The 16,402-nt window shown below is 60.8% G+C and carries 13 protein-coding genes; 11 read left to right on the forward strand and 2 right to left on the reverse strand.

The annotated features are described in order from the left end of the window. The first annotated feature begins 2 nt into the window (after positions 1-2). Genes ACYQ3G_RS11705 through ACYQ3G_RS11740 form a run of 8 tightly spaced genes read left to right on the forward strand, consistent with a single transcriptional unit; the run spans position 3 to position 8,962 of the window. The gene (locus ACYQ3G_RS11705) at positions 3-506 is read left to right on the forward strand and encodes an NADH-quinone oxidoreductase subunit J family protein (RefSeq protein ID WP_459826000.1); all 504 of its coding nucleotides are present in this window, start codon (positions 3-5) and stop codon (positions 504-506) included. Then, complete coding sequence (gene nuoK / locus ACYQ3G_RS11710) at positions 503-811, forward strand: NADH-quinone oxidoreductase subunit NuoK (protein WP_028578204.1); 309 nt, start codon at positions 503-505, stop codon at positions 809-811. The genes ACYQ3G_RS11705 and nuoK overlap by 4 nt, the downstream gene beginning before the upstream one ends. Then, on the forward strand, positions 812-2,290 hold the full coding sequence (locus ACYQ3G_RS11715) for a monovalent cation/H+ antiporter subunit D family protein (RefSeq protein ID WP_459826001.1): 1,479 nt from the start codon (positions 812-814) through the stop codon (positions 2,288-2,290). A gap of 2 nt (positions 2,291-2,292) precedes the next feature. After that, the gene (locus tag ACYQ3G_RS11720) at positions 2,293-2,553 is read left to right on the forward strand and encodes a hypothetical protein (RefSeq protein WP_459826002.1); all 261 of its coding nucleotides are present in this window, start codon (positions 2,293-2,295) and stop codon (positions 2,551-2,553) included. Then, the gene (locus ACYQ3G_RS11725; protein ID WP_459826003.1) at positions 2,543-4,321 is read left to right on the forward strand and encodes a Na(+)/H(+) antiporter subunit D; all 1,779 of its coding nucleotides are present in this window, start codon (positions 2,543-2,545) and stop codon (positions 4,319-4,321) included. Before ACYQ3G_RS11720 ends, ACYQ3G_RS11725 begins: the two co-directional genes overlap by 11 nt. Before the next feature lie 23 nt (positions 4,322-4,344). Continuing rightward, complete coding sequence (locus ACYQ3G_RS11730; protein WP_459826004.1) at positions 4,345-5,880, forward strand: complex I subunit 4 family protein; 1,536 nt, start codon at positions 4,345-4,347, stop codon at positions 5,878-5,880. After that, positions 5,877-7,280, forward strand: a complete 1,404-nt coding sequence (locus ACYQ3G_RS11735) for an NADH-quinone oxidoreductase subunit N (RefSeq protein ID WP_459826005.1) — start codon at positions 5,877-5,879, stop codon at positions 7,278-7,280. Before ACYQ3G_RS11730 ends, ACYQ3G_RS11735 begins: the two co-directional genes overlap by 4 nt. Before the next feature lie 53 nt (positions 7,281-7,333). After that, positions 7,334-8,962 carry an L-lactate permease gene (locus ACYQ3G_RS11740; protein ID WP_459826006.1) on the forward strand — a complete coding sequence of 543 codons (1,629 nt, stop codon included), beginning with the start codon at positions 7,334-7,336 and terminating at the stop codon, positions 8,960-8,962. 151 nt (positions 8,963-9,113) lie between these two features. Here ACYQ3G_RS11740 and ACYQ3G_RS11745 read toward each other — a convergent pair whose 3' ends face one another. Further along, positions 9,114-11,012 carry an SLC13 family permease gene (locus ACYQ3G_RS11745; protein WP_459826007.1) on the reverse strand — a complete coding sequence of 633 codons (1,899 nt, stop codon included), beginning with the start codon at positions 11,010-11,012 and terminating at the stop codon, positions 9,114-9,116. Positions 11,013-11,296: 284 nt separating this feature from the next. On the opposite strand from ACYQ3G_RS11745, the gene ACYQ3G_RS11750 reads away from it, so the two are divergent. Together ACYQ3G_RS11750 and ACYQ3G_RS11755 are read left to right on the forward strand one after the other, a co-directional pair. Then, positions 11,297-13,195: a DNA recombination protein RmuC gene (locus ACYQ3G_RS11750; protein ID WP_459826008.1), complete on the forward strand. Its 1,899-nt coding sequence runs from the start codon at positions 11,297-11,299 to the stop codon at positions 13,193-13,195. 128 nt (positions 13,196-13,323) lie between these two features. Next, positions 13,324-14,262: an HNH endonuclease gene (locus ACYQ3G_RS11755; protein ID WP_459826009.1), complete on the forward strand. Its 939-nt coding sequence runs from the start codon at positions 13,324-13,326 to the stop codon at positions 14,260-14,262. 51 nt (positions 14,263-14,313) lie between these two features. Here the strand turns inward: ACYQ3G_RS11755 and ACYQ3G_RS11760 are convergent, their stop codons facing one another. Then, positions 14,314-14,745: a very short patch repair endonuclease gene (locus ACYQ3G_RS11760; protein WP_459826010.1), complete on the reverse strand. Its 432-nt coding sequence runs from the start codon at positions 14,743-14,745 to the stop codon at positions 14,314-14,316. An 89-nt stretch (positions 14,746-14,834) separates the two neighbouring features. On the opposite strand from ACYQ3G_RS11760, the gene ACYQ3G_RS11765 reads away from it, so the two are divergent. Next, a complete protein-coding gene (locus ACYQ3G_RS11765; protein ID WP_459826011.1) occupies positions 14,835-16,382 on the forward strand; it encodes a DNA cytosine methyltransferase in 1,548 nt (515 codons plus the stop codon). Positions 16,383-16,402 lie beyond the last annotated feature (20 nt).

A 16,402-nucleotide genomic window follows, 5' to 3' on the forward strand; every position in this document is an offset into this window, starting at 1 on the left:
TTATGGAAACACTCGCATTATTCGCCTACGCCATGTACCTGGCCATCATCGTCGGCGGCGGGTTCACGGCCGTGACCAACCCGAACCTGGTCCGGGCCCTGGTCGGCCTGGTGGCGGCCATGTTCGGTGTCGCCGGCATGTACTTCCTCATGAACGCCCCCTTCGTGGGCCTCATGCAGCTGCTCATCTACGTCGGCGCCATCAGCGTCCTGATCTTCTTCGCCATCATGCTGACCCGCCCGCCGGCGGGCGGCGAGGAGCGGGCCACGTCGCGGCGCAGGCCCATGGCCTTCGTGGCCGCGGCCGCTCCGGTGGCCCTGCTGGGCGCGGTCTGCTTCAAGGCGTTCACGCAGACCGTGGACGTGCCCGCCGAAACGGGCATCAAGGAACTGGGGCAGGGGCTCCTGGGCACCTACGGGCTGGCCTTCGAGCTCATTTCCGTGGTGCTCCTGGTGGCCATGGCCGGGGCCGTGCTGCTTGGCTTCAAACGGAGGGAGGAAGCATGAACTCGCTCTTTCTCTTTCATCTGGCGGGGCTTGCGCTCCTGGGGTTGGGCCTTTTCGGCCTCGTCCAGCGCAAGACCCTCGTAGGCATGCTCATCAGCGTCGAACTGCTGCTGAATGGCGCGGGCCTGTCCATCGTCGCCTCGGCCAAGCTGACCCCGGCCGACGACGTCCTCGGGCAGCTCTCATCGCTTCTGATCATGGGGCTGGCCGCCGCCGAGGCGACCCTGGTCCTGGCCATCATCCTGGTTGTGCTGCGGCGCTTCGGCTCCGTGGAAACCGACACCATCGCCACACTGAGGGACTAAATGGACACACCGGCACTCCTCCTCCCCCTCATCGTCACGGGCCTCGCTCCTCTGGGCATCTGGATGTTCCGCAAAACCCCGAACACCCGCGAAGCGGTCTCCTTTGTCGCCGCGGCCCTGACCTTCGGCTTCATGCTCTCCCTCGTCCCGGGCGTGCTCGGCGGCGAGATCAAGACCCTGACCGTGTTCACCATCCTGCCGGGCATCACCGTCAAGCTCTGCGCCGACGGACTGACCATGATCTTCGGCATCGTGGCCAGCTTCCTGTGGTTCCTGGCCACGAGCTACAACATCGGCTACATGCGCGGCCTGAACGAGCACGCCCAGACGCGCTACTACTTCTGCTTCGCCATCGCCATCTTCGGGGCGGTGGGCGTGGCCATGAGCGCGAATATCTTCACCCTCTACCTGTTCTACGAGATCATCTCCATCTTCACGTACCCGCTGGTCGCCCATCATCAGGATGAAGAAGGATTCAGCGGTGCGCGCAAGTACATGGTCTACCTCATGGGCACGTCGAAGCTCTTCCTGCTCCCGGCCATGGTCCTGACCTACGTGATCTGCGGCACCCTCGACTTCCAGCTCGGCGACGTGGTCAAGGGCATCTTCCCGGCCGACGCCGACCCCTTTCTGGTGCAGCTGACCTACGTGCTCTACATCGCAGGCCTGGCCAAGGCGGCGCTGATGCCGTTCCACAACTGGCTGCCCTCGGCCATGGTCGCGCCCACGCCGGTCTCGGCCCTGCTGCATGCGGTGGCGGTGGTCAAGGCGGGCGTCTTCTCGGTCAGCCGGATCATCCTCTCGGGCTTCGGCCTCGAGACCATGAACGCCCTGAACCTGGGCATCCCCACGGCCTATCTGGCCGCCTTCACCATCGTCGTGGCGTCGATCATCGCCCTGACCAAGGACGACCTCAAGGCCCGGCTGGCCTACTCCACCGTCAGCCAGCTGTCCTACGTGATCATCGGCGTGACCATGCTCACGCCCGACGCGGTCACGGGCGGCCTGGCCCACATCGCGCACCACGCCTTCTCCAAGATCACCCTCTTCTTCGCGGCCGGCGCCATCTACGTGGCCACGCACAACAAGAAGATCAGCCTCATGGGCGGTTTCGGGCGCAAGATGCCCATCACCTTCGCCATGTTCTCCCTGGCCTCCCTGTCCATGATCGGCATGCCGCCGGTCTGCGGGTTCGTGTCCAAATGGTATCTGATCAACGGGGCGATGCAGGCCCACCAGATCATCATCCTCTGCGCGCTCCTCGGCAGCACGATTCTCAATGCCGGATACTTCACGCCGATCATTTACAGGGCTTTCTTCATGGCCCCCGACCCGACGGTTGACTACGACCACTACTCCGAAGCCCCCATGACCATGGTCATCCCCCTGACCATCACGGCCTGCATCAGCGTGCTCCTGGGCTTCTATCCGCAACTCTTCTTCGGTTTCATCAACATTTTCACGGGATTTCGAGGGTAGCCATGGAAACAAGCACGCTTGGCGAACTTCTGGGCAAGGCCCGTCAAAACCTCGGCTTCTGGAAAAAGGTCATGTACGGGATCATGGTCCTTCTGGTCGGGCTGAACGTCCTCATCTACCCGCATCACCCGCACTTCGCGGGTGAGGAAAAACCTGGTTACTGGGCCGTGTTCGCGCTGGTCGCCACGGTCGCCATGGTCCGGATCTGCAAGGGGGCCGCCCACACCTTCCTGGGCAAGAAGGAGGGCTACTATGACCGCTAGCTTCCAGCACCCCTCCGTCCCGTTCCTGATCGCGGCGCTGCTCATCCCGCTCATCAGGACGGACAAATACCGCTGGCTCCTGCCCATCCCGGCCCTCATGGCCGTCGCATCGGTCCTGACCATGCCCACGGGCACGCACGGGGTCATCCACTACCTCGGGCAGATTCTGACCACGGGCAGGGTCGACACGCTGTCCATCGTCTTCGCCCACGTCTTCGCCATCCAGTCGGTCATCGGCTTCATCTACGCCCTGCACCTCAAGGACAGGGCCCAGCACGTGGCTGCCAACCTGTACGTGGCGGGCGGCTTCGGCTGCGTCTTCGCCGGCGACTACCTGACCCTGTTCCTCTTCTGGGAACTGATGAGCATCGCCTCGACCATGCTCATCTGGCTGAACCGAGCCCCGCGCTCGACGGCGGCGGGCTTCCGCTACTTCCTGTTCCACACCCTGGGCGGGCTCATGCTCCTGGCGGGCATGCTGATCCGGCACCAGGCCACGGGCAGCTTCGCCTTCGAAGCCATCATCCCGGCCTCGGCCCAATGGTACGACTACCTCATCCTGGCCGGCTTCTGCGTCAACGCCGCCGTCGTGCCCCTGCACGCCTGGCTGCCCGACGCCTACCCCAGGGCGACCATCACCGGCGCGGTGTTCATGTCGGCCTACACGACCAAGACGGCCGTGTACGTCCTGCTGCGCGGGTTCTCGGGCTTCGAGGTCCTGGCCATCGGCGGGACCATCATGGCCATCTACGGCGTCTGCTACGCCACCATTGAGAACAACGCCCGGCGCATCCTGTCCTACCACATCGTCTCGCAGGTCGGGTACATGGTCGCCGGCATCGGCATCGCCTCCCAGCTGACCCTGAACGGCGCCTGCGCCCACGCCTACGCCCACATCATCTACAAGGGCCTGCTGTTCATGACCACGGGCGCGCTGCTGTACGCCACGGGCACGGCCAAACTGTCCGAGCTCGGCGGCCTGGTCCGCCGTCTGCCCTGGGTCTTCGTGCTGTACATGGTCGCGGCCGTGTCCATCTCGGGCATGCCGCTCTTCTCGGGCTTCGTGTCCAAGACCATGGTCATAGCCGGAGCCGCCGAGGCGCACCGCACCTGGCTGGCGCTGGGTCTTGAACTGGCCTCCATCGGCACATTCCTGTCCGTCGGGCTGAAGCTCCCGTACTTCGCCTTCTACGCCAAGCCCGACGACATGACCCGGCCCATCACCCCCATCCCGGCCAACATGTACGTGGCCATGGGCCTGGGCGCGGCATTGTGCTTCATCATCGGCATCCAGCCGCAGCTGCTGTACTCGCTGCTGCCCTTCGAAGCCGACTACGTGCCCTACACGCCGTGGCACGTGCTGCAGATCTCCATCCTGCTCGGCTTCACGGGCCTGGGCTTCGCCCTCATGGTGGGGCGCCTCACGCCGGCGGCCAAGCAGAACCTGGACTTCGAGTTCTTCTACATCTGGATCGGCAGGATCTTCCTGTTCTTCTGCCAGTACCCCTTCGCCGTGGTCGACGCATGGTGGAGCGAAATCTACCGGAAGGTCGGCCTGGGCGGCCTGTTGGAACGCGCCAAGGAAGCCAACTACTGCGACCAGCTCGTCATCGACGGCATCCTGGACGGCAGCGCCCTCGGCGTGCGCGGCATAGGCCGCCATACGGCATCGACGGTCAACGGCAAGCTGCAGGACTACATCGGCGGCGCGGTGATCCTGGCCTTCGGCATCGGCGCCGCGGCGATGCTCTTCACCCTGCTCCGCTAACCCCGAAACAAGGACTGACCAACATGACAGCATCATCCTTTCCGGTCCTGAGCGCGCTCATCTTCTTCCCCTTGGCGGCGTCCCTGGCGCTGCTCATGGTGAAGGGCGAAGAGGCCATCCGCAGGCTGACCCTGGCCGCGGGCCTGGCGGAGATCGCGCTGGCGCTCCCGCTGGCCGGTTTCGATCTCGCCTCGGGCGGGTTCCAGTTCGTGGAGAAGGCATCCTGGGTGCCGCAGTGGGGTTTGACCTACCATCTCGGCATCGACGGCATCAGCCTGCTCATGATCCTGCTGACCGTGGCCCTCCTGCCGCTGTGCGTGCTCTGCTCCTGGCACTACATCTCCAGACGCATCAAGGAGTTCCACATCGTCCTGCTGCTCATGACCTCGGCCTGCGTCGGCGTCTTCGCGTCCCTGGACTTCGTGCTCTTCTACCTCTTCTGGGAAGCCATGCTCGTGCCCATGTACCTGCTTATCGCGGTCTGGGGCGGCCCCAACAAGCGCTACGCGTCCATCAAGTTCTTCCTCTACACCCTGGCGGGGTCGACGCTCCTGCTGGTGGCCATCATCGCCTTCTACGCCGCCGGGGGCACGTTCTCCATCCCGGAACTGATGACCAAGACCTTCAGCCCCAGGCTGCAGTTCTGGGCCTTCCTGGCCATGGCCCTGGCCTTCGCCATCAAGTGCCCCATGTTCCCCTTCCATACTTGGCTCCCGGCCGCCCACGTCGAGGCGCCCACGGCCGGGTCGGTCCTGCTGGCCTCGGTGCTCCTGAAGATGGGCACGTACGGCTTCCTGCGCTTCTGCATGCCCCTGACCCCGGACGCCTGCGTGACCTTCGCGCCCCTCATGATCGCCCTGTCCCTGGCCTCCATCCTCTACGGCGGGGTCATCGCCCTCGGGCAGAAGGACATGAAGAAGCTCATCGCCTACTCGTCCGTGGGCCACATGGGCTTCGTGACCCTGGGCATCTTCCTCTTCAGCCAGCGTGGCGTGGAGGGGGCAGTCATGCAGATGCTCAACCACGGCATCACCACCGGCGGCCTGTTCATGCTCGTCGGCGCGGCCTACGAGCGCAGCCACAGCCGTGAAATCAGCGAAAACATGGGTCTGGGCAAATACCTGCCGGCCTACATGTTCTTCTTCGGGCTCTTCTCCCTGTCCTCCCTGGGCTTCCCGGGCACCAACTCCTTCGTGGGCGAGGCCCTGGTCCTGGTGGGCGCGTTCCAGGAGAGCCTGCTGGTCGGCGGCCTGGCCATCCCCGGCGCCATGCTCGCCGCGGCCTACATGCTGCGCCTGCTGCAAAAGCTGGCCTGGGGCGTACCGAGCAAAGGCGCAAAATTCACCGACCTGTGCCCGCGGGAATGGATCTACCTCGCGCCGCTGGCGGTCTTCGTGCTCTACATCGGCCTGGCCCCGACCATGACGCTCAAGGTCATGGACCCGTCCATCGACAAACTGCTCACGGATTTCTCGGCCAGGACCGAGGACGCGGCTACCGCCAGGCCCATCAACCTGGCCCATACCCCGTTGATGAACGGCAAGGAGGCAAACCAATGACCCTCGCGCTTCTCCCTGAAATCCTGCTTCTGGGGCTGATCGTCCTGATTTTCTGCCTTGTGGTCGCGAAACCGGGCAAGAATGTGGCCGGAACCTGGCTCCCAGTCGGTTGTCTGGCCGTCCTGGCCGCGGCGGGGGCGAGCCTCGGGCAGTCGGCCACCCTCTTCGGCGGCACCTACCAGGTGGACCCCCTGTCCCAATTCATGAAAATGGCCGTGGCCCTGGGTCTGTTCATCGCCGTGACGAACTCCAGGGGCCAGGTGACACTCAAAGACGAGATGCGCGCGGATTATTCCATGCTGCTGTGCCTGTCGGCGTGGGGCCTCATGCTCTTGGCCAGTTCCGTGGAACTCATGACCATCTACATCTCCCTTGAGATCTCCTCCTACGCCCTCTACGCCCTGATCCCCCTGCGGGCGGGCGACAAGCGGGCGGCCGAGGCGGGGATCAAGTATGTGCTCTTCGGCGCGGCGGCCACGGCGGTCTCCCTGTACGGGTTCGCCTACATCACCGCGTCCCAGCACACGACCTTCCTTGCGGAGCTCACGGCCAAGCCGTGGGACTTCGCCACCAACCCCGGCGCCCTGGTCGGCCTGATCATGTTCATGGCCGGGTTCATGTACAAGCTGGCCCTGTTCCCCTTCCACTTCTGGTGCCCGGACGTCTACCAGGGCACGAGCAACGAGACGGCGGCCTACGCCGCGACCCTGCCCAAGCTCGGGGCCGTGGTCATCCTGGTCCGCCTGGCCTCCCTTCTGGTGCCGGGTCAGCCCGGCATGACCATCCTGGCCGTCCTGGGCGCGGTGTCCATGACCTTCGGCAACCTCTCGGCCCTGGTCCAGGACGACGTGAAGCGCATGCTCGGCTACTCCTCCATCGCCCACGCCGGATACGTCATCATCGGCCTGGTGGCCGGGACCGCCGAGGGACTGGCCTCGGCCTCGTTCTACGCGCTGGTCTACATCCTCATGAACCTGACCTGCTTCTGGGTCGTCTGCCACCTGTCCAAGGACGGCCGGAACATGCGTTACGCGGATCTGGACGGACTGCACCAGCGCAGCCCGGTCTTCGCCTTCGTCCTGGCCGTGGCCGCGTTCTCCCTGGTCGGCCTGCCGCCCACCGCCGGGTTCATGGGCAAGCTCTTCCTGCTGACCGCGACCTGGGGCCGGGGCTACGACTGGCTGGTCATCATCGCGGCCCTGAACACGGCCATCTCGATCTACTTCTATCTGAGCCTGGTCCGGCATGCCTACACGCATGACCCGTCATCCGCGTCCGAGACCAAAAACAGCGGATTGGCCCTCGGCACACTTTTCGCGGCCGTTCTCCTGGCGCTGGGGATCCTGCCGGGCCCCGTCTACGAGTTGGCCGCGCAGGCCGGAAAATCACTTTTGCCGTAACGGCTCTGTTTTGGGGATAATTCGGTACAACCTTTAACGCATTTGGAGCTTCCATGAATTGGATTCAGGTTTATGACCCCTTTAACAGTATTGTGGGATCTGCCCTTGTTGCGGCAATTCCTCTTTACATCCTCTTTTTCATGCTTGCGGTGAAAAGAGCAAAAGGGCATTTCGCCGCTGGCCTGGCCGTGCTCGGCGCCCTGATCGTGGCGGTGGCCGTGTGGGGCATGCCCGCACAGCTGGCCGCATCCTCCTTCCTCTACGGCGCCGGGGTCGGCATCTTCCCCATCGTCTGGATCGTCGTGACCGCCATCTGGGTCTACAACATGACCGTCGAGAGCGGACAGTTCGAGATCATCAAGAGCTCCCTGGCCACCATCACCGAGGACCGGCGCCTGCAGGCCATCTTCATCGCCTTCGCCTTCGGCTCCTTCATCGAGGGCACGGCAGGCTTCGGCACACCCGTGGCCATCACCGCAGCCATGCTCGTCGGCCTGGGCTTCAACCCCCTCTACGCCGCCGGACTGTGCCTCATAGCCAACACCGCGCCCGTGGCCTTCGGCGCCCTGGGTATCCCTATCATCGCCGTGGCCGAACTGACCAAGCTCGATGTCATGCACATCAGCGCCATCACCGGCCGCCAGCTGCCCTTCCTGTCCATCATCGTGCCCCTGTGGCTGTCCGTGACCATGTGCGGCTTCAAGCGCTCCATGGAAGTGCTCCCGGCCTGCATCGTGGCCGGCCTGTGCTTCGCCACGACCCAGTTCGTGACCTCCAACTTCGTCGGCCCCATGCTCCCCGACGTCCTCTCGGCCATCGCCACCATCGTCGGTCTGGGCATGTTCCTCAAAGTCTGGCAGCCCAAGAGCATCTGGCGCTTCCCCAACGAGCCCGCCTCCACCGGCAAGGCCGTCTGCAACTACTCCCAGGGTGATGTCATCCGCGCCTGGATGCCCTGGGTCATCCTCGCCGCCATGGTCTTCATCTGGGGCCTCAAGCCCGTGCAGGACATGATGAAGTCCACGGTCATCAACTTCGCCTGGCCGGGCCTGGATTCCCTGATCAGCAAGACCGTGCCCGTCGTGGCCCAGGAAACCGTCTACAAGGCCATGTACAAGTTCAACTACCTGACCTCCCCCGGCACCGCCGTCCTCATCGCCGGCATCCTGTCCCTGGCCGTGCTGCCCAAATACGGCGTCGGGCGCGCCGTGTCCTGCTTCGGCAAGACCGTGGTGCAGCTGCGCTTCCCCATCGTGACCATCGCCATGATCGTGGGCCTGGCCTACCTCATGAACTACTCCGGCATGAGCTCCACCCTGGGCCTGGCCTTTGCCCAGACCGGCCACTTCTTCCCGCTCTTCTCGCCGGTCATCGGCTGGCTGGGCGTGTTCCTGACCGGCTCCGACACCTCGTCGAACCTGCTCTTCGGCAACCTGCAGATGACCACCGCCCAGCAGATCGGCGTGTCCCCGGAACTGTGCGTGGCCGCCAACTCCTCCGGCGGCGTCACCGGCAAGATGATCTCCCCGCAGTCCATCTCCGTGGCCACGGCCGCGGCCAACATGGTCGGCGAGGAAGGCAACCTCTTCCTCTTCACCCTGAAGCACTCCATCGCCATGATCATCTTCGTCAGCGTGCTGACATATCTCCAAGCCTACCCCCTGAGCTGGATGCTGCCCTAGCCCCCCGGCATCGAACGATGCCGGGAGACTGCGGAACGCCTGCTCCCTCCCCCTCCCTGGGCCGCCTGCTTTCCCACAAGGCAGGCGGCCTTTCTCGTCGCGCCGGCGTCCGGCAAGCAGTGACGGCTCGCGGCCCTGTTGCGCGCACCCCTCACAACGGCCAGAATATGAGCAGCAGCGGAAGGCTTACGGACAGGACGAGAACGTCCATCGGCAGCCCCATGCGCCAGTAATCGCCGAAACGAAACCCCCCGGGGCCGAGGATCAGGGTGTTGTTCTGGTGTCCGATAGGGGTCAGGAAGGCGCAGGAAGCCCCGATGGCGACCGCCATGAGAAACGTGTCCGGGTTCACGCCCAGCCTGAGCGCCGCGCCCAGCCCGACGGGAGCCATCACGGCCGCGGTGGCGGTGTTGTTCATGAAATCGGTCAGCACCATGGTCGTGGCCATGATCACCGCCAGGCCGACAAAGGCATTTCCCTGCGCCATGGTGTCCAGCAGCAGGCGCGCGATCAGGTCCGCCAGGCCGGTGCTCTGCATGGCGCCCGCTACAGGCAGAAGCGCCCCCAGCAAGATGACCACAGGCCAGTCGACCGCCTCGTAGACAGTGCGCAGCGGGACGGTTCGCAGCGCCATGGACGCCAGCACGCCGCCAGCGAAGGACACCGCGGCGGGAAGCAGGTCCAAGGCGGCCACGCCAACCGACACCCCGAGAATGCCCGCAGCCAGAAGGGCCTTCCGCTTGTCCGGGATGTTCAGGTCGCGTTGCGCCAGGGGGACGCAGCCGGAACTGTTTGCAAATTCGTTCAAGACGTCCCTGCGTCCCTGCAAGAGCAGCACGTCGCCGGGCTTGAACCTGAGGGAACGAAGCCTGGCAATCGTGAAAGAGTCCTGCCGTGCGACCGCAAGCAGATTGATGCCGTACCGGCTGCGCAGCAACAGGTCGCTTGCGGAACTCCCGACAATCCGCGATTCCGGCAACACTGCCATTTCAACCAACCCGGCCTCCGTGTCGTGCACGGATTCTGGCGGCGTCTCGCCTCCCTCTTCCTGGTCGGCTTCGGGCCCGGTGCTGCCTGAGGATTTTGCCATGCCGGCGCCGACGCGCTCTTCCTGACGGTCGCCATCGCCCTTGTCGGCGCCGTCGCTGCCAGCCGGCGGCTTGTCTTCTTCCAGCTTGAGATCCAGCCGAGACAGCACCTCCGCCAGAACGCCGACGTTCGCTTCAAGCACGAGGATGTCTCCAGCCCTCAGGACTTTGCCGGGCCGGGGTGAGCGCACGTAGACGTCGTTGCGCACGAGATCCAGCATCTGCGCATCGAGATCCGCCAGCACCCGCGTCACCTCCCGGACCTGTTTGCCTTCGATGGCGCTGTTTTCCGGAACGCGAAGCTCGGTGATGTAGGAACTCGTCTCGAAACCGGCGGTTCCGGCCTGCTTCCGTGCCGGAACCAGGCGCCAGCCGACAAGGGCGATGAAGACGACGCCGACGGCGGTCAGCGGCAAGCCGACCATGGAAAAATCGAACATGCCGAAGGCGCCCATGTCCGGCCGGGAGCCCCGGAAACCCGAGACGATCAGATTGGGCGGGGTTCCGATCAGGGTCATGGTGCCACCGAGGATCGACCCGAAGGCCAGGGGCATCAGCAGCTTCCCCGGAGGGAGATCCAAACGGCTCGCAACCTGAATGGCGACAGGCATCAGCAGAGCCAATGCACCGACATTGTTCATGAAAGCCGACAAGACAGCGGCAAGGGCAGCCAGCGCCGCTATGCTCGCCGTCGGTCTGGCGGAATCCGGCAGCACGGCCCTGCTCAGCACGTCGACGGCTCCAGAAAGCTGCAGGCCGCGACTGAGCACCAGCACGCACGCCACGGTGACCACCGCGGGATGGCTGAAACCGGCAAAAGCCTGTCCAGGAGCGACCAGTCCGAGCACGACACAGGCCAGCAAAGCCCCGACAGCCACCATGTCGTGCCGCCACCTGCCCCACATGAACATGCCGATGACTGCCATCATGACGACCGTGATCGCGATCTGATCGTGGCTCATAACAACCTCCTTACAGAACGCCCAGTTCCCGGACCTTGCGGACGACCGTACCCCTCTTCGCCGCATTTTGAAATCATGGGCAGCGCCTCGAAAAGCGCCACAGGAGGAGCGCTGATGACGCACAGCGGGGCAGACGCGAAATTCCCCATCCAGCGCATGATTCCGCGCCTAGGAGTGCCGGTCTTCAGGAACGGATGATCCCCGCAGCACGGGACTACCCATGAACTTCGGCTGGAAAATGTCCGCCCCGTCCACTAAGGCTTCGTGAACCAGTGGAGGTGATCGTGAACGAACTGCTCATGTACGGCCCCGTCGCCCTGTCCGCGACAGCCATTCTTCTTCTCCTCGTCGTTCTGTACCGCATGTCGCGCAGCGCCCTGCTCATGGGCGCACGGCTCGAGGCCTTCGAAAAGTCCATGGAAATGACGGCCCGCCTCATCAAGGACGAAATCGGCCAGGGACGGATCGAGTCCGGTCGCATGCTGGGCGATCAGCGCCGGGAGGTCGCCGAGAGTTTCAGGGAACTGGCGGGGGGCGTGCTGCAGCGTATGGCCGATGCGCATTGCGCCCAGGGGCGTCGGTTCGACGCATTGGCCGCGCAGTTTTCCGACTTCACCAGATCCAACCAGGACCAGCTTGCCCTCCTCGAAAAACAGGCGGCCGAGAACTCCACGGCCTTGCGCGGCGAAGTGGTCTCGACGCTGAAGGACATCGCCGAAGCCGTGACCATGAACATGAAGAGCGTCGGCGAGGCGCAGATGATCCGGATGGACGCCTTCGGAACGCAGTTCGCGGCGGCCGCCAAGGGAACCTCCGACAAGCTCGACGCCGTCACACTCGAATCCGCTGCCCACGCCAAGAGCCTGCGGGAGGAAGTCGTGGCTACGCTGACGAAGATCTCCGAGTCCATGAACACGACCCTCAAGGACCTCTCGGCGGCCGAGAAGGTCCAGCTCGACGCCTTCTCGGGGCAGCTGTCCGAACTGACAAAAACCACCTCCGGGAGCCTCGACGCCATGCGCGTCCAGGCCTCGGGCAGCGCCAAGGAGTTGCGGGAGGAGATCGTCAGGGCCCTGACCGCCGTCTCCGAAACCACGGCCAGGACCATGGGCGAACTCGGCAAGACGCAGAAATCCCAGCTCGACGCCATGGCCGCGGCCATGAACCAGCTCTCGGAGACCAATGCCGCCAAACTGGAGACCGTCCGCTCCACCGTCGAGACCAAACTGAAGATGCTGCAGGACGACAACGCCAAACAGCTCGAAAACATGCGCCAGACCGTCGACGAAAAGCTCCAGGGCACTCTGGAGAAGCGGCTCGGCGAGTCCTTCCGGCAGGTCAGCGAGCGCCTCGAACAGGTCCACAAGGGCCTGGGCGAGATGCAGACCCTGGCCACGGGCGTGGGCGACCTGAAAAAGGTCCTGACCAACGTCAAGACGCGCGGCACGTGGGGCGAGGTGCAGCTCGGGGCCTTGCTGGAGCAGGTCCTGAGCGCCGAGCAGTTCGTGCGCAACGCCTCCACCCGCGACGGCGCCGAGCGCGTCGAGTTCGCCGTCAAGCTGCCCGGCCAGGACGGCGAGGCCCCAGTGCTGCTGCCCATCGACGCCAAGTTCCCGGTGGAGGACTACCAGCGCCTCCTCGACGCCCAGGAGCGCGCCGACGCCGAAGGCATCGAGACGGCCGGCAAGCAACTCGAAATCAGGGTCAAGGCCTGCGCCAAAGACATCCGGGACAAGTACGTCAACCCGCCCGTCAGCACGGACTTCGGCATCCTCTTCCTGCCCATCGAAGGGCTCTTCGCCGAGGTCATCCGCCGCCCGGGCCTCGCTGAATGCATCCAGCGCGATTGCCGAGTGGTCATCGCCGGCCCGACGACCTTGTGGTCAATCCTGAACAGCCTGCAGATGGGCTTCCGCACCCTGGCCATCCAGAAACGCTCCAGCGAGGTCTGGACCCTGCTCGGAGCGGTCAAGACGGAATGGACCAAGTACGGCGAGGTCCTGGACGCGGTGCAGAAACGCATCCACCAGGCTTCGGAGACCATCGAAAAGGCCAAGATCCGCACCCGCGCCATCGGCCGCAAGCTCCGAAACGTCCAGGAACTGCCAGCCGAGGCATCCTCGACGCTGCTTTCGCTGCCCATGGATGACGATGAAGGCGAACTCGTTGTCGAAATGCAATAGGCCGACGTGAAAATTTGGCATTGCGGGACAAAGTGATGATGGAAGATAGAACGCGCGAACCGGATATAAGCATTAAAATTAGCGTATTCTCCTACTGACATTTCCTCCCTTGGACGCTACAAAACCCCATGCTTGAGCCACCATTCGCCTTTCCACCCATCCGGCAGGATACCAACAGAAGCACTTGGACGGCAGAAACCCTCGGCCGGGCGCCGTACAAGCCCGTCCTGCTCCTTGCCGTGATCGACCTCATGGATGCCGGCAAGATTACCGAAAACCGGATCGTACCCGACCAGGATCTGACCGATGCGTTCATGCTCTACTGGAACGCCATCCTGCCCGACCGCCTGCGCCCGAGCATCCACCTGCCCTTCTTCTACCTGCAGACGGACGGTTTCTGGACCCTGCATCCGCTCCCCGGCAAGGTGCTGCCCGCCACGGAGCCGTCCTCCTGGAAGAATGTACGGGAGCGGTACGCCTGGGCGTCCCTGGAGCAAAGCATCTTCGATCGCCTGAGGAAACCGGAAAACCGCACCACGGCCCGGCTGGACCTGATCCGCCGCTGCTTCGCGCCCGCGCTGGGAAAGCCGCTGCTCGACTTGGCCACTGCCCAGATCTCGGCCTTCAACTATGCCGACAAACTCCTCCGGGAAGCGCCGGCGCCCTACGAAAAACCCGTGGAAAAACCCGTCCGCGACCAGGCATTCCGAAGGGTCATCGTCAAGGTTTACGACCACCGCTGCGCCCTGTGTGGCATCCGCATCATCTCCCCGGACAGCCGCACGGCGGTCGACGCCGCCCACATCAAGGACTGGGCAGTGTCCCACGACGACACCCCCGCCAACGGCCTGGCCCTGTGCAAGCTCTGCCACTGGACCTTCGACAGCGGCTTGGTGGGTTTCGACGACGACTACCGCGTCATCGTCGCCCGTTCGATAGCACGAGACGGCAACCTGCCGGGGCATATCCAGCAATTCGCGCACAGGCCGATGATCCTTCCGGAAAGGCAGTGCCACTACCCGGCGACGGAGAATCTGGCGTGGCATCGGCAGCGGTACAAGCTTTGATAAATCGCAGCCGATTCTCACATCCTAAATATTAAATTATTTTATTATTTATCATACTTTACTTGACGTGCATTTATTGGTATTCATAATTTTTTCAACATAAAATTCCAACATTTTTTCATTTATTTGACACTCCCATATTACAACAACTTCCCACCCTAACTGTTTCAATTTGGAAATACATTTATTATCTCTTGCTATATTTTCATTGAATTTATTATTCCAGAAATCGTAATTTGAAGCTGGAACATATGATTTTGAACATCCTTCATGTCTGTGCCAGAAACATCCATGAACAAATACAACTAATTTAAATTTTGGGAAAACCAAATCTGGCTTCCCAGGCAAATCTTTTCTGTGGAGCCGATATCTTAGACCCTTAGCGTGAAAATATCGACGGACCAAGAGTTCAGGTTTAGTATTTTTTTGTTTGATCGCAGACATTATTTCACTTCTTTTTTTTGAATCCACTATATCTGCCATGGTGCCCGCTTTCCTTGTTGCTTTTTCATTTCAATCTTGGCAATTGAGCCCTTGCCATAAAAATATTTCAATCCTAACCAACTGAATTAATGAAAACAATACCCGTTGTCGATATTTTTGCCGGACCAGGAGGCTTGGGAGAAGGTTTTTCCGCCTTTGTCGACAATTCGCAATCTTGCCCATTTGAAATTATCGTTTCGGCAGAGATGGATCCATATGCACACGAAACCTTACGCCTTCGAGCTTTTTATAGAAGTCTAATACTCAACCAAGAAGACCCATCTGAATTGTATCAATATTGTCTTGGACAAGTTCCTAAGCCCTACAATTCAAGGACATCTCCTCTCTGGATCAAGGCAAATAATGAAGCTCTATGCTTAGAACTTGGAAGCAAGCAAGGAGATTTTAAATTATATAAGCATCTCGATACACACCTTTTCAACGTTAACAAGTGGGCATTGATTGGCGGACCACCATGCCAAGCATACTCTGTCGTCGGACGTGTTCGCAACCAAGGTAACACAAAATATAATCCATCAAACGATAAAAGACATTTTTTGTATCAAGAATACTTAAAAGTTTTAAATAAATACAAGCCTGCTGTATTTGTTATGGAAAATGTGCGAGGCATGCTTTCATGCAAAATTGAAGGAAAATACATTGCATATAAAATATTGAATGATTTGGCAAATGGAGGAGATCCGGATTGCAAAAATAATTGTACTGGCTATAAAATATATTCCATCGTAAAACCAGTTTACTATGAACAAGGAATGGATATTGCCGATGTCGACACGTCTGATTATATTGTCAAATCAGAAGATTATGGAATTCCCCAGACTCGACACAGAGTAATCCTCCTTGGAGTACGCAATGATATATGTAAAAAACCAGATTTATTAAAATTTCAACAACCACCATCTGTCTCAAACATGTTGTCAGACCTTCCGAAATTGCGCAGTGGCTTGACAAGAGAACCAGATGATCAAGCAAAATGGCATTTATATGTTGCTCGAGAGCTATGGAATTTGGCTAAACATGCGCAGAAAGCTGGAATGCATGATTTTGCAGACGAATTGAATGAAAATGGTTATTTAGTTTCCATTAAAAAATATAATCGTTACGCCCAAAGAAAAAATAAGCTCAATTTCTCAAAAAAACTTCCCCCTGATCTTCAAAGATGGTTACGCGGTATTTGGCCGGATACATGCTTAAATCACGAAAGTAAGTCCCATATGGTTTCTGATTTAAGAAGATATGCATTTGCATCTGTATTTGCCAAAACTTTTAACAGATCTCCAAAGGGAGAAAACGATTTTTCTTTACCTGGATTGGCTCCTGAACATGGCAACTGGAATTCCGGAAATTTTGCAGATAGATTCCGAGTCCAGTTAGCGTCCCTACCATCAACAACTATTACGAGCCATATTTCAAAAGATGGACATTACTATATTCATCCTGATCCACTTCAGTGCCGGAGCTTAACTGTACGAGAAGCTGCAAGGCTGCAAACTTTCCCGGATGATTATTTTTTTTGCGGCCCTAGAACAAGTCAGTATACCCAAGTTGGCAATGCCGTTCCTCCGTATTTAGCCAAACAAATTGCATGCATTGTTCATAGCCTCTTCGAAGAATGAAAACGAACTCCCGTTCATCC

The organism is Desulfomicrobium salsuginis, assembly GCF_054657795.1.